The following is a 13944-nucleotide window of genomic DNA, read 5'->3' on the forward strand; positions in this document are numbered from 1 at the left end:
ATTCGATTCCAGACCGTGGCCGCCCGTGCCTATATGATCGCGCCCACTATGCACCGGCTGGAGTTTCCGGACGGGTCGGCTTCGTCCGTCGTCCGAAGCCGCCCCGCACGACTTCGTAGAACAGCGGCACGAAGAAGATGGCCAGCGCCGTTCCCGTCAGCATGCCGCCGACGACGCCGGTGCCGATGTCGTTCTGGCTGGCCGCGCCGGCCCCGGTCGAGACCGCAAGCGGCATGACGCCGGCGATGAAGGCCAGCGACGTCATCAGGATCGGGCGCAGCCGCAGCCGCGCGCCTTCCAGCGCGGCGTCGCGCACCGAGACGCCGCGCTTCTGCGCGTCGACCGCGAACTCCACGATCAGGATGGCGTTCTTGGCCGAAAGCCCCATGGTGGTGAGCAGGCCGACCTGGAAATAGATGTCGTTGTAGAGCCCGCGCAGCGACGCCGCGAGAATCGCGCCCACGATGCCGAGCGGGATGACCAGCAGCACCGACAGCGGGATCGACCAGCTCTCATAGAGCGCCGCGAGCAGCAGGAACACGACCAGCACCGAGATGCCGTAGAGCATATAGGTCTGCGCGCCCGCCTGCCGCTCCTGATAGGAAAGGCCGGTCCATTCGAGGCCCACGCCGGTCGGAAGCTGGGCGAACAGCCGCTGCACCTCGTCCATCGCCGCGCCCGAGCTTTGCCCCGGCGCGGGCGATCCCTGGATCTCCAGCGAGCCGACGCCGTTGTAGCGCTCGAGCTTGGCGGGCCCCAGCATCCATTTGAACGTCGCGAAGGAGGAGAACGGCGCCATGTCGCCGGAGGAGCCGCGTACATACCAGCGATAAAGATCGTCGGGCAGCATGCGATAGGGCGCGTCGGCCTGCATCAGCACCTGCTTGACGCGGCCACGGTCGACGAAGTCATTGATGAAGAGCCCGCCCCACGCGGAATTAAGCGTGTTGTTGACGTCGGCCAGCGACAGGCCGAGCGCCGACGCCTTGTCCTGATCGATGTCGATGTGAAGCTGCGCCGTGTCGTCCAGTCCGTTGGGCCTGACGCCGGCCAGCAGCGGATCCTTGGCGGCCAGGGCGAGGAACTGGTTGCGCGCCGTCATCAGGCCGTCATGGCCGAGATTGCCGCGATCCTCCATTTCGACGTCGAAGCCGGACGATTGACCGAGCTCCTGCACCGCGGGCGGCACCAGCGCGAACACCTGGGCGTCGCGGTATTGCATGAAGGTGCCCATGGCGCGCTGCACGATGGCCTGTGCGCTATTCTTGGCGCCGGAGCGCTCGCTCCACGGCCTCAGGAGCACGAAGGACAGCGCTGAATTCTGTCCCGAGCCGGCGAGGCTGAAGCCGGCGACGATGAAAGTCGTGGCGACATTGGCCTTTTCGTCGACCATGAAATGGTGCTCGACCTCCTTGGCCACGGCCAGCGTGCGGGCCTGCGTCGCGCCCACCGGCAGCGTGATCTGCGTGAGCACGGTGCCCTGGTCCTCCTCGGGAAGGAACGCCGTGGGCAGGCGAATAAACAGAAGCACCAGCACCACGACGATGCCGGCATAGATCAGGAGCGCGGGCGTCACCCAGCCCAGGAAGCGCTCCAGCGCCTCGCGGTAGCGGGCGCGGCCGTGGTCGAATGTGTCGTTGAACCAGGTGAAGAAGCGACCCCGGCTTTCATGGGCGTCGGGCGGGATCGGCGCCAGCAGCGTGGCGCACAGCGCCGGCGTCAGGACCAGCGCCACGATGATGGAAAGCACCATGGCCGACACGATGGTGACGGAGAACTGCCGATAGATCACGCCGGTCGATCCGCCGAAGAACGCCATCGGCAGAAACACCGCGGAGAGCACGAGCGCGATGCCGATCAGCGCGCCGGTGATCTCGCTCATCGATTTCTTGGTCGCGTCCTTGGGCGACAGGCCCTCGTCGCGCATCAGCCGCTCGACGTTTTCCACCACCACGATGGCGTCGTCCACCAGAAGCCCGATGGCCAGCACCAGCGCGAACATGGTCAGCGTGTTGATCGAATAGCCGAAGGCGGCCAGCACGGCGAAGGTGCCGAGCAGGACGACCGGCACCGCGATCGCGGGGATCAGCGTCGTGCGCCAGTGCTGCAGGAACAGGAACATCACGATCACGACCAGGAAGATGGCCTCGACCAGCGTCTTGATCACTTCGGTGATCGAAAGGCGGATGAAGGTCGTGTTGTCCAGCGGGAAGGCGAGCTTCACGCCGGGCGGGAAACTCGCTGCCAGCTCGCGCGCCTTGGCCTTCACCGCGTCCGCCGTGGTCAGCGCGTTGGCGCCGGGCGCGAGCTGGATCGCGATGCCGGCGGCGGGGTGCCCGTTCATGCGGCTGACGGTCGAATAGCTTTGCGCGCCCAGCTCGACGCGGGCGACGTCGCGCAGCCGCACGATGGCGCCCGCCTGGTTCGCCTTGAGAACGATGTTGCGGAACTGCTCGGGCGTCGTCAGCCGCGACTGGGCCGTGACCGTCGCATCGAGCTGCTGGCCCGGAACGGTGGGCTGCGCGCCCAATTCGCCGGCCGACACCTGGACGTTCTGCGCCAGCACCGCGTTCTGCACGTCGCCCGGCGTCAGGCTGTAGCTGTTGAGCTTGTACGGATCGAGCCAGATGCGCATCGCATAGGGCGAGCCGAACACCTGCGTCTGGCCGACGCCCGAGACGCGGCTGAGCGGGTCCTGCAGCTTGCTGGCGATGAAGTCGGAGATGTCGATATTGGTGTAGCGGCCGCTGTCGTCGTAGAGCGCGACGACCAACAGGAAGCTGGACTGCGACTTGAGCACCACCACGCCCTGCTGCTGCACTTCCTGCGGCAGGATGGGCAGCGCCTGCTGCACCTTGTTCTGGACCTGCACCTGGGCGATGTCGGGATTGGTGCCGGGCGCGAAGGTCGCGGTGATCTGGACCTGGCCGTTCGAACTCGACGACGAGGAGAAATAGAGCAGATTGTCGACGCCGGTGAGTTGCTGCTCGATCACCTGGGTGACCGAATTCTGCACCGTCTCGGCGGCGGCGCCGGGATAGCTCGCGACGATGCTGACGGCCGGCGGCGCGATCGTGGGATATTGCGTGATCGGCAGGACATTGATCGCCAGAAGGCCCATCAGCGCGATCACGATCGCGATGACCCAGGCGAAGACGGGCCGTTCGATGAAGAATTGCGACAAGCCCATCAGTGCGATCCGGCCGCCTTGGCATAGGACGCCGGCGCCGCGGTCACCGGCATGTCGGGCTGCACCTTCTGCAGGCCCTCGACGATCAGCCTGTCGCCGGGATTAAGGCCGCTGGTCACCAGCCATTTGTCGCCGATCGCGCGCGACGCCTTGAGCAGGCGCAGCCGCGCGAAGCCCTTCGCATCGACCACCAGCGCGGTCGGGTCGCCCTTCTCGTTGCGGCTGATGCCCTGTTGCGGCGCGAGGATCGCGTTGGGCTCGACGCCCTCGATGATCGTGGCGCGCACGAAGGTGCCGGGAAGCAGCAGTCCCTCGGGATTGGGGAAGATGGCGCGCAGCGTGACGGCGCCGGTCGTCTCGTCGACCGTGACCTCGCTGAATTGCAGCGTGCCCGCCAGCGGATAGGGGCTGCCATTGTCGAGCGTCAGCGTCGCGCGCGCCGAGGCCGGGCCGTTATGCGTCAGCGTTCCGCCCTGCATCGCCTGTTTGAGGTTGAGCAGCTCGACATTGGATTGCGTTATATCGACATAGATCGGATCGAGCGTCTGGATGGTGGCGAGCGCCGTCGTCTGTGCGGTGGTGAGAAGGGCGCCCTCGGTGACCGACGAGCGGCTGATGCGCCCGCCGATCGGGGCGGTGATCGTCGTATAGGCGAGGTTGATGGCCGCCGATTTCAGATTGGCCTCCGCCTGCTTGTAGGCGGCCAGTGCGTCGTCATAGTCCTGCGGCGCGACCGCGCTTGCCTTCAACAGCGCGCCATAGCGCTCGGCCTTCGCCTTCGCCGCCGGGAGCGCCGCGGCGGCATTGTCATAGGCGGCGCGATAGGGCGCCGGATCGATCTGATAGAGCGGCTGGCCGGCGCGCACCGTGCCGCCTTCGACGAACAGTCGCTTCAGCAGGATGCCGCCGACCTGCGGTCGCACTTCGGACACCGCATAGGAGTCGGTGCGGCCGGGAAGATTGGCGGTCAATTGCACCGGCGCCGCCTTGATGACGATGACGCCCACGGTGGGCGGCGGCCGCTTCGGTGGCGCGCCTCCGCCGCACGCGGCGGCGAACAGGCACGACACGACGACGAGGGCCGAAATCTTGGACGTCTTGGGGAGAGGTAGCATGCTTGCGAACGAACTCTGGGCGGTGCCGGCAACCCATCCCTAGCCTTCGCAACTGCAATAATCTAGGCGGAGAATGCTCTTACACGCGCGATCCCGATGCTGTCAGGCGCACCATTTCGTGTGCCCGACATAATATTTCGTCAAGGAACTCAGGGTCCCGAGAGCGGATCCTACGCAAAGAAACCGAAAATCTGGTCGATCGCCATTTTCAGGCAGGGGACTGCCGCGGCGATAATCCCGAACACGACCAGAACCAACCCGACAACCGCCAGATCATGCATGCGATGCGGATGCGGGTGATGATGAACCAATGCCATGGTTGTCTCTCCCAAAACCGGATTCTGCGATCCGTTCTGCGGATGTTGCTCCTGTTTTGTCGCAGGCGCTATAAAAAAGTGTCCTTCGCACTTGCAAAATCGGGCCATCGCACAGGTACGGGGGATGGCTGGAATCCGGGGATTTGCTGGCACCGCCTGGGTCGATGCGCTTAAGTGTCGGCCACTCCATCGATAAACAGCGAGATTCGCACTGCCTGCCCCAAGCGCATTTTCGGGGCCGCCCTCGCCGGCGGTGAAGCGTCTCCTGCCGTGGCTGGTCGCGGTCGCGTTTTTCATGGAATCGCTCGACACGACGATCCTGAACACCGCCGTGCCGGTGATTTCCAAGGCGTTGGCGGTGACGCCGCTCAGCATGAAATCCGTGCTGGCGAGCTATACGCTGAGCCTGGCCGTCTTCATCCCGATCAGCGGCTGGATGGCCGACAAGTTCGGCACCCGCCGCGTCTTCGCGTCCGCCATCGCCGTCTTCACGCTCGGCTCGTTTCTGTGCGGGCTGTCGAGCGACATTCACCTGCTGGTCGCCTGCCGCATCCTGCAGGGCTGCGGCGGCGCGATGATGGTGCCGGTCGGACGGCTCACTTTGGTGCGCACCTTCCCCAAATCCGAGCTGGTGCGCGCGATGAGCTTCGTCGCCATTCCGGGCCTGATCGGTCCGATGCTCGGCCCGCTCGCCGGCGGTCTCGTGGTCGATTATTTCCACTGGCGGGCGATTTTCTTCCTCAATATCCCGGTCGGCATCGCCGGCCTGGTGCTGGTCTATTTGAACCTGCCGGACTATCGCGAGCCGGACACCAAGCCGCTCGACATCCTCGGCCTCATCCTGTTCGGCTCCGGCATCGCGCTTCTGTCCTATGTGCTGGAGATATTCGGCGAGCATACGCTGACCACGGGCGAGGTTCTCGGCCTCCTGGCGATCTCCGTGGTCCTGATCTTCGGCTACGGCCTGCATGCCCAGCGGGCGCGCTATCCGCTGCTGGATCTTAGTCTCTTCCGCATCCGCACCTTTGCCGCGGCGGTCAGCGGCAGCTTCGTGACCCGGCTGGGCATCGGCGGCGTGCCGTTCCTCCTGCCGCTGCTCTACCAGGTCGGGCTCGGGCTCACGCCGATCCAGTCCGGCCTTCTCATCATGCCGCAGGCGATGGCGGCGATGACCACGAAGATCTTCATGCCGGCGGTCCTGAGGCGCGTCGGCTATCGCGGCGTGCTGGTCTCGAACACCGTTATCCTCGGCGTCCTCTTGATGCTGTTCGCGACCATCGGCCCCGGCACGCCGATCTGGCTGATCGTCGCGCAGGCCTTCTGCTACGGCGCGCTGACCTCGACGCAATATACGAGCATGAACACGCTGGTTTACGCCGATGTCGCGCCGCGCGCCGCGAGCAACGCCAGTTCCATCGCGAGCACCATGCAGCAATTGTCGCTGAGCTTCGGCGTCGCGGTGGCCGGCCTGACGACGGTGTTCTTCATTCCCGCCAGCCTGCGCGCCAATCCGGTCGAGTTGATCCGCGGCCTGCACGAGGCCTTCCTGGTGCTGGGGGCCTTCACCATCCTGTCGACGGTGGTCTTCAGCCGGCTGAAAGCCAATGACGGCGCCGACGAGACGCAGCAGTCGGACATCCATCTGGGATGACGCGGCGCCTATGCGCCCGCGAGGAAGTCGGCCGCGATCCTGCGCGCCCGTGGCGACTCGTCGAGCAGCAGATGGCCGGCCTCGTCGATCATCGTCACGGTCGAACCGGGAATGGTCTGCCCCCAATGCCGCGCCAGGCCGGGCAGCAGGATGTGATCCTTGCCGCCCCATAGAATAAGCGTCGGCACGCCGAGGCGCGGCAGGCGCCGCCGCATTTTGCGGTCGGCCGCTTCCATGTCGGCCAGCACCCGTCCGGTCGAGACGCGCTCGCGGGCGCGCTCCGCCATGAAGGCGGCATCCGCGTCCCGCGGCCACCAGCGCGCGATGATGGCCGGATCGGCGACCAGCAACTTCGGCACATCCTGGGGCCGGATCGACGCCCAATCCGGCGGCGGACATTCCGGCGCCAGAAGGCCCGCCGGCGCCGCCAGCACCAGCCGGCTCACCATGTCGCGATGCGTCAGCGTGAACTCGGTCGCGAGCCTGCCGCCGAGCGAGGCGCCGGCGAGCCCGAACCGCGTCAGGCCGAGCGCGGCGAACAGCGCGGTGTAATGCATCACATAGTCGGCGGTCGACGTGATGTCCGGATCGTCGGCGCTTTCGCCGAAGCCGGGATGATAGGGCAGGATCACGCGGAAGCGGTCCAGCCAGTCGCGGGTCCATTCGAAGCCGTGGAACGTGCCGCCGCCGTGGAAGAAGATCACGGTCGGTCCCTTGCCCGCGCTGTGGACAACGCTGCGCACGCCGTCGACCACGTACTCGTCACGGATGAAACCTTCGGTGCTGTAGCCTGTCATGTTTTCCACCTCATACCGGCATGGGTTTGCCGAAGATCAGCTTGCTCAAGGATGTCGAGGTCACCGAATTGTCGACCTGCTGCGCGTTGGCGCGGAAACCCGCGCGATCCGTCTCGCGCTTCGCCGGGTCCTTCTCGGACAGGGTGCGCTTGAAATTGGTGGCGAGCGGCGATGTCACCTCATGAAACACACGCTTGCGCTCCGTGGCATAGAAGTCGAGCACGTCCTCGCCGGCCCGCCCTTCGATGACCGCGGACAGAACCGCGATGAGGCAGTCGGCGTCGATCACGCCGGTGGTGAGGCCGAGGCCGCCGCACGGGTTGCAGGCATGCGCCGCGTCGCCGGCCAGCAGCGCGCGCCCGACGCGGAACGACGACGCGCAACGCTCCTGCACGCGATAGGGCGACCAGGCTACGATGCGATAGGGCTCCTTGCCGGGAAAGACCGCGGCATAGTGCGCCGGGATGCGGGCATAGACTTCATCTTCGGCAAGATCGGCATCTTCGCCATAGGTGACGCGCCACAGGTTCTCGCGCCCCAGCCGCGCCACCACGGCCCAGTTCGCCGGATCGGCGATCATGTTGGCGAGCTCGAAATCGTATTTCTCGAAATCGTATTCGACATTGGTTGCGACGAAGCGCTCGGGCCAGGTGTGTCCTTCGAACGGCAGGCCGAGCAGCGTGCGCACCGAACTGCGCGCGCCGTCCGTGCCCACCACCCAATCCGCATGCAACTCGCGCGGCCCGTCCGGCGTCGCGACGCTCAGCGTCACGCCGCTTTGGTCCTGCGACAGGGCGACGACTTTGTGGTTCCACAAAACCTCCGCATTGGGCAGGCGCGCGAGGTGGTCCGACACCAGCTTGGCGAGGATGTGCTGGCCGAAATGCAGATTGTGGTCGTATTTGCTGCCGGGCGGCAGCGTGTTGCGCAGGTCGGAGCGGATGATCTCGCCGTCGTCAAGAAACCGCATCGAGAACCGCGTGCTGGGAAGCCCGATAGCCTCGGCGTCTTCGAGCAGGCCCAGCCGGTCGATGAGCTCCAGCGTCGTCGGGAAATAGATCGCCGCGCGCGGCGAGTTGTTGATGCCCGCTTCCGCCTCCAGCAGCGTGACGCGGATGCCCTTGCGCGCCAGGCCGAGCGCGGTGAGGAACCCCACCGGTCCTGCGCCCACCACGATCACATCGCCCCGATCTTCCATCCCGTTCCTCCTGTTATCTCTTGCGCGCCAGATAGGCGGCGATGGCATTCAGCTCGGCGTCGCCGATTTCGGTCTTGCGCATCGACGGCATGACGCTGATGCCGTGGCGCACGGTCGCGATCACGAAATCCGCCGTCAGGTCGGTACGCTGGTCGAGCCGCGCCGGCACTTCGCCGCGATATTTCACCTGCAGCGCCAGCGTTCCCGGCCTGTCCGGCCCGTCGCCATGGCACTCCCAGCAATAGCGATGAAAAGTCTGTTGCCCGCCCGTGCCGAGAACCGGAACGCGCGACCAGCCGGCGCCCGGCACGGCGCGCTGCGGCGAAGCGGTCGCGTGCGCGGCCACCAGCATCGCGAGCATCGCCATCGGCATCGTGCGCCTCACGATTTCTTCTCCCGCAAATGCCTGGGCCACACGCCATAGCGGCCGGCGGAGAGAATGCCGTTAGGATCGATCGCGTCCTTCACCGCCTCGTGGAAGCGCAGCAGCGCGTGATTGTTGAAGCTATAGGTCGCCATCACGTCGTCCTGGAACGCCGGCGCCGTGCGGTATTCGCCATAGCCGTGATCGGCCAGGATCTTGATCAGCTCGCGGAAGCCGGTTCGGGTGCGCTTGTTCTTTTCCGGATCGTGGCTGACCGCCATCATCACCAGGATCACGAAGGTCCGCGCCCAGCAGCCGATCGGCGGCGTCAGCACCGTGACCGGCAGTTCGAGCCGCTGCGCCGTCTTCTGGATCAGCTCATAGGCCTCGGTGATGCCCTCGCCGGTGCGCGGGATGATCGGCGAGCAGGTGATGTGCCCTTCCGTCGGATCGGAATGCTCGCTGCGCGCACCGATGGAGAAGATCGACAGCGCCGGAATGCCGAACGGCGACTTGCTCAGCATCCCCGTCAGGTCTTCGGGCTTCGGCGGCATGGCGATCACATCGCCGCCGCTGAAACTGGCGCCGGGAATCGCGGACGCTTTCTTCTTGGTGTACTCCCACTGCGCCTTCACGACTTCGGGGGGGCCGTAATAGGACACCGTGACGGTCCAGAACGGCGTGTTGGTGCGCGCCGCATAAGCTTCCTGCTCCACCACGCTGGCGTCGCTCGACGGCATGCCGGGCGGCAGCGGCACCGCGAAGCCGAGCGGCAGGAAGGGGCTGGCGAATACCGGCATGCCCTGCATGGTCACGGTGTTCTCCAGATAGTTGATGACGTCGACCAGCGCGTTGATGTCGGCCTTCCTCGGCACGCCGATCACGCCGGCGGCATAAGCCTCCGGCGCCGGATAGAGCCAGATCCCCATCTTGGTGACGACGCCGAGGCTGGACTGCTTGAACAATCCGTCCACGAACGGTCCGTAGCCGTATTTGTTCTGCTGCCAGGTCCTGGCGCCGGGCAGGGCGCCCATGCCGGTGCGCAGCACCTCGCCGTCGGCCAGCACCACCTCCATCCCGCAATGGGCGTCGAAGTGATTGCGGTACGAGGAATGGGTGTAGCCGCCGCCATAATCCAGCGCATTGCCGATCACGCTGCCCCAACCCGGATCGGGGCAGTCGATCCACAGGTTCAGCTTCCTGTCCTGGATGGCGCGGTAAAGATCGAAATAGGTCACGCCCGGCTCGACCAGCGCATAGGCGCTGCGCTCGTCGATCTCCAGGATGCGGTTCATCCGCTTAAGGTCGAGCACGATGCTGCCGGACAGCACCGGCGCCGCCCCGCCGTAGCCGAGATTCTTGCCGGTCGAGATCGGATAGATCGGGATGCGCTTGTCGTTGGCGATCCGCATCACCGCCTGCACCTCCTCGGCGGTGAGCGGCGCAACCGCGGCGGACGCGATCCGTTCGTCCGGCTCGCTCCAAAGGATCGAGTAGGCGTCGCGATAGGGCTCCAGGTCCTCGTCGGAGGTGAACACCCAATCCCGACCCACGACCGCCTGGAATGCCGCGATGGCGGCGGCGAAATCCTCCGCGCTCACGCCGGGCGGCGTCCTCATGCGAAATCTCCCGAAGGGCGGCGCTTGGGCGCGAGAAGCCATCGGACCGGCCGTTGCGGTTCGTCACGGTTCGCCGGCGGCAACTCTTCCTTGAATGCGACGCGCAGGCCGCGATCCATGCCCAGACGCTCCAGGCAGAAGAACGCGCCATGGGCGGTGAGGCCGGCAAGCGCGACCTGTTCGCGGCGCCAGAGCAGGTCGAGTTCATCGTACCAGAAATCGGTGACATCGCCGTCGATCCACACGACGCGCCGGCCGCCGGCCGCGAAGGCGCGGCTCGCCGCGATGCGCCGGTCGGCGACCACGATCCCGGCCGTCGAGACAGGCGCCGCTGTCGCGGTGCCCGTCGCCGCCAGGCTGCCCATTGCCGCGCCGGTCGCCAGCAGGAAGTCGCGCCTATCCCACATCGAGGCCCTCTCAGGCTTTGTTTTCGCTCTCGTATTCCGCGATGGCTTCCTTGGCGATGCGAAAGCTGTCGACGCCGGCCGGGATGCCGGCATAGCAGGCGACCTGCAGGAAGATTTCCGAGATCTCCTTTTTGGAAAGGCCGTTGCGCAGCGCCGCCTTGACGTGGATCTTCAACTCGTGCGGCCGGTTGAGCACGCTGATCATCGCGAGATTGACGACGCTGCGGTCGCGGCGCGGCAGGCCCTCGCGGCCCCAGATGTAGCCCCAGCAGGATTCGGTCGCCATCTCCTGCATCGGCATGCTGAACTCGTCCGCCGCCGCGAGCGATTTCTCGACATAGGCGGCGCCCAGCACTTCCTTGCGGATCTTCAGGCCCTTCTCGAACAGTTCCTTGATCATGTCGGATTTCCCTTGTTGGATTTGCTGGAATCGAGCCCGGCCCAGCTTTCGACCAGCCGCGCCATCTCGGTGAAGTCGCTGTCGGGCCCGTAGACGTTGTTGGTGATCGACAGCATCTGGCGCACCGCGCTGCCCACGATCATCGGCACGCCCATGGCTTCGGCCTCTTCGACGCACAGCCGAACGTCCTTGAACGAAAGGCCCGTGGCGAATCCGAAATCGAAGGTCCGCGGCAGGACGGATTTGGGCCATTTGTCCTGCGTCGCGCTGCTGCGCCCGCTCGACACGTTCAAGACGTCGATCATCAGCTTGGGGTCGAGGCCGGCCTTGATGCCCATCGCCATGCCTTCGCCAGTGATCGCGATGGCGCAGGCGCCCATCAGATTGTTGGCGAGCTTCATGGTCTGGCCGAGCCCCGGCGTCTCGCCCATGAAGAACAGCCTGCCGAAATTCCTGAGGATGGCCTCGATCTTCGCGTAGCTGTCCTTCGGCCCCGACACCATCACGGCGAGCGTGCCTTGCTCCGCGCCTTTGATGCCGCCGGAGACCGGCGCGTCGAGCATGACGATGCCCTTCGCCGCCAGCGCCGCCGCGACGGCCGCCGTGACGCGCGGACCGGTGGTCGACAGATCGACGAAGGTCTTGATCGTCTTGCCCTTGGCGGCGCCCGCCGCGACCTCCTGCACGATGGCGGGGGAGGGCAGGCTGGCGAACACCAGCTCCGCCGCATCCGCGACCTCGGTTGGCGAACCGGCGCGCTTGGCGCCGCGCTGCGTGAGCCGCTCGACATTCTTGTCGTCGACATCGAACACCGTGACCGCGTGCCCGGCATCGACCAGGCGCGCGCACATGCGCGAGCCCATCCGTCCCAGCCCGATAAAGCCGATATTTTCGTTCATGTCTTCAGCCTTTCGGTTCGATGTCGAGGCGTACCACGCCGGCAAGTCCGTCGCGCGCCAGCGGATAGCGCGCGAGCACCAAGGGATCGTGACCCGGCACGATATGCGCGTCGGAACTCGCCAGCTTGCGGATGGTGGCGAAGGCTTCCAGATAGTCGTCGACATCGACGACGATGGGGAAGGGATGGGCGCGCTCCATATTGGCGTAGAGATGCGCCGCGTCCGACGCCAGCACGACCCAGCCCCGCCGCGTCTTCACCCGCGTGACCTGCAAGCCCTTGGTATGGCCGCCGACCTTGTGCAGTGTGATCCCCGGCGCGAGCTCCGACACGCCATCGTGGAACTGCACCCGCCCGTCGAACACGTTGTGCACCATCTGCGCGACATGCTCGGCCTCGAAGGCGCCGCGCAACATCCCGTGGCACATCGACCGCCCGGTGATATATTCCATCTCGGCGTCCTGGATGTGGAAGCGCGCCTTGGGAAACATCGGCAGGTTGCCCGCATGGTCGTAATGCATGTGCGACAGGATCACGTCGCCGACCGTGCCGGGATCGACTCCGATGGCCAGTAACCCGTCGGCAACCGGCCGCGTGATCTCGCGGCCGCGCTTCCGCGCCATGTCCGGCGCGAAACCCGTATCGAGCACGAAAGTCCGCTCGCTGCCGACGATGGCCCAGACGAAATAGTCGAGCGGCATGTCGATGTCGTCATGCGGATCGCCGCCGATGAAGTTCTCATGCCCCTTGCGGTCGTGGTGACCGTAGTGGATCGCATAGATCTCGTAGCTGTCCGACATCGCCGCTCGCTTCAGGCCGCGTGCAGGCGCACGGGCACCTTGATCGGCCCATGGCCGATGGTCGTCATCCACGGCTCCGGCTCGCCCGCCGGTTCGATCCGCGCCACGCGCTTGACGATCTCGCCCAGGAGTGCATCGGCTTCCGCCTGCGCCAGCGCCTTGCCGACGCACATATGGATACCCTGGCCCCAGCCGACCTGGCCGCGCAGGTCGCGGCGGATATCATAACGCTCCGGATCGTCCCATTTGCGCGGATCGCGGTTGGCGGCGCCGAACATCAGCCCGCAGCGCGTGCCTTCCGGGATCACATAATCCCCGATCCGCACGTCCGTCTTGGTGATGCGTCCCGCCATGCGCGAGGGCGAATCCCAGCGCAGCGCCTCGTCGAACGCATTGCGCAGGAGCGAGGGATCGTCACGCAGCGCCTGGTATTGTTCGGGAAACCGCGCGAAGGCGTTGAGCGCATTGCCCATGGTGATGACCGTGGTGTCGGCGCCCGCCGACAGGATGGTCAGCGTCAGCAGCTTGGCATCCTGCTCGCTGATTTCGCCGCGATCCGCCGCCGCATACATCTCGCCGCCCAGGCTGCCCTCGCGGATGTTCTGGCGGCTGCACGCCTGATCGACCCATTCGAAGCTGTTGCCGGCGCCGGCCATGGCGGCGTCGAACAGCGCGTTCGCCGGCCCCATCGTCGCCCACACCGCATTGCCGAACGGCGTCATGTTCTCGCGGCCTTCCACCGGCAGGCCCATCAGGTCGGGCAGCACCTTGTGGACATAGCGCGCCGTGATGCCGCTTATCGCGTCGATCTCGCCCGTGTCGTGCGCCAGAAGATCGTCGACCAGCACCTCGGCTTCGCGCCGGAAGGCGTCTTCCATCGTCTTCATCGCCTTGGGCGACAGCGCCCGGCCGATCACCGCGCGCACCTGGGTGTGGCGCGGCGGATCGTCGGTCAGGAGGATTTCGGGCCGCACCGAATTGGGATCGTGCCAGGGGCGCGAGGTATTGGAAAACGCCTTCCAGTCCACCAGCCCCTTGGCGACATCTTCATAGCGGCCCAGCATCACGATGTTCTCGCGCTCCAGATGGACGACGGGCGCGATCTCGCGGATGCCGTCATCGACGCGCCGCGCGTTGCGCACCGAGTCGGCGCTAAACATGTCGATGTCGGTCGAGGGAATTTCCATG

General features: G+C 66.0%; 13 protein-coding genes. 1 reads left to right on the forward strand and 12 read right to left on the reverse strand.

The features are described 5' to 3' along the window. Nucleotides 1-46 precede the first annotated feature (46 nt). The 3 genes from WDM86_03740 to WDM86_03750 all read right to left on the reverse strand — a co-directional run bounded on the left by WDM86_03740 (nucleotide 47) and on the right by WDM86_03750 (nucleotide 4919). Complete coding sequence (locus WDM86_03740; GenBank protein MEI9989129.1) at nucleotides 47-3190, reverse strand: efflux RND transporter permease subunit; 3144 nt, start codon at nucleotides 3188-3190, stop codon at nucleotides 47-49. After that, nucleotides 3190-4305 carry an efflux RND transporter periplasmic adaptor subunit gene (locus WDM86_03745; protein ID MEI9989130.1) on the reverse strand — a complete coding sequence of 372 codons (1116 nt, stop codon included), beginning with the start codon at nucleotides 4303-4305 and terminating at the stop codon, nucleotides 3190-3192. Before WDM86_03745 ends, WDM86_03740 begins: the two co-directional genes overlap by 1 nt. 170 nt (nucleotides 4306-4475) lie before the next feature. After that, a complete protein-coding gene (locus WDM86_03750; GenBank protein ID MEI9989131.1) occupies nucleotides 4476-4919 on the reverse strand; it encodes a hypothetical protein in 444 nt (147 codons plus the stop codon). Between WDM86_03750 and WDM86_03755 the strand changes: the two genes are divergently transcribed. Beyond that, nucleotides 4918-6273 carry a DHA2 family efflux MFS transporter permease subunit gene (locus WDM86_03755; GenBank protein ID MEI9989132.1) on the forward strand — a complete coding sequence of 452 codons (1356 nt, stop codon included), beginning with the start codon at nucleotides 4918-4920 and terminating at the stop codon, nucleotides 6271-6273. The genes WDM86_03750 and WDM86_03755 overlap by 2 nt on opposite strands. 8 nt (nucleotides 6274-6281) lie before the next feature. Here WDM86_03755 and WDM86_03760 read toward each other — a convergent pair whose 3' ends face one another. Genes WDM86_03760 through WDM86_03800 form a run of 9 tightly spaced genes read right to left on the reverse strand, consistent with a single transcriptional unit; the run spans nucleotide 6282 to nucleotide 13943 of the window. Continuing rightward, a complete protein-coding gene (locus WDM86_03760; protein MEI9989133.1) occupies nucleotides 6282-7070 on the reverse strand; it encodes an alpha/beta hydrolase in 789 nt (262 codons plus the stop codon). Nucleotides 7071-7080: 10 nt separating this feature from the next. Then, the gene (locus WDM86_03765; protein MEI9989134.1) at nucleotides 7081-8268 is read right to left on the reverse strand and encodes an FAD-dependent oxidoreductase; all 1188 of its coding nucleotides are present in this window, start codon (nucleotides 8266-8268) and stop codon (nucleotides 7081-7083) included. A 13-nt stretch (nucleotides 8269-8281) separates the two neighbouring features. After that, nucleotides 8282-8653 carry a cytochrome c gene (locus tag WDM86_03770; GenBank protein ID MEI9989135.1) on the reverse strand — a complete coding sequence of 124 codons (372 nt, stop codon included), beginning with the start codon at nucleotides 8651-8653 and terminating at the stop codon, nucleotides 8282-8284. Continuing rightward, complete coding sequence (locus WDM86_03775) at nucleotides 8650-10251, reverse strand: FAD-binding oxidoreductase (protein ID MEI9989136.1); 1602 nt, start codon at nucleotides 10249-10251, stop codon at nucleotides 8650-8652. The genes WDM86_03770 and WDM86_03775 overlap by 4 nt, the downstream gene beginning before the upstream one ends. Beyond that, entirely contained in the window at nucleotides 10248-10658 is a 411-nt protein-coding gene (locus WDM86_03780) for a hypothetical protein (protein MEI9989137.1), read from the reverse strand. Before WDM86_03780 ends, WDM86_03775 begins: the two co-directional genes overlap by 4 nt. Nucleotides 10659-10668: 10 nt before the next feature. Then, complete coding sequence (locus tag WDM86_03785; GenBank protein MEI9989138.1) at nucleotides 10669-11058, reverse strand: carboxymuconolactone decarboxylase family protein; 390 nt, start codon at nucleotides 11056-11058, stop codon at nucleotides 10669-10671. Continuing rightward, on the reverse strand, nucleotides 11055-11957 hold the full coding sequence (locus WDM86_03790) for an NAD(P)-dependent oxidoreductase (GenBank protein ID MEI9989139.1): 903 nt from the start codon (nucleotides 11955-11957) through the stop codon (nucleotides 11055-11057). Before WDM86_03790 ends, WDM86_03785 begins: the two co-directional genes overlap by 4 nt. 4 nt (nucleotides 11958-11961) lie before the next feature. Beyond that, nucleotides 11962-12756, reverse strand: coding sequence for an N-acyl homoserine lactonase family protein (locus WDM86_03795; protein MEI9989140.1), 795 nt, complete (start codon nucleotides 12754-12756; stop codon nucleotides 11962-11964). A gap of 11 nt (nucleotides 12757-12767) precedes the next feature. Then, entirely contained in the window at nucleotides 12768-13943 is a 1176-nt protein-coding gene (locus WDM86_03800) for a cytochrome P450 (protein MEI9989141.1), read from the reverse strand. Between the last annotated feature and the right edge of the window lies 1 nt (nucleotide 13944).

This window comes from Rhizomicrobium sp., assembly GCA_037200045.1.
In the GTDB taxonomy this organism is placed as follows: domain Bacteria; phylum Pseudomonadota; class Alphaproteobacteria; order Micropepsales; family Micropepsaceae; genus Rhizomicrobium.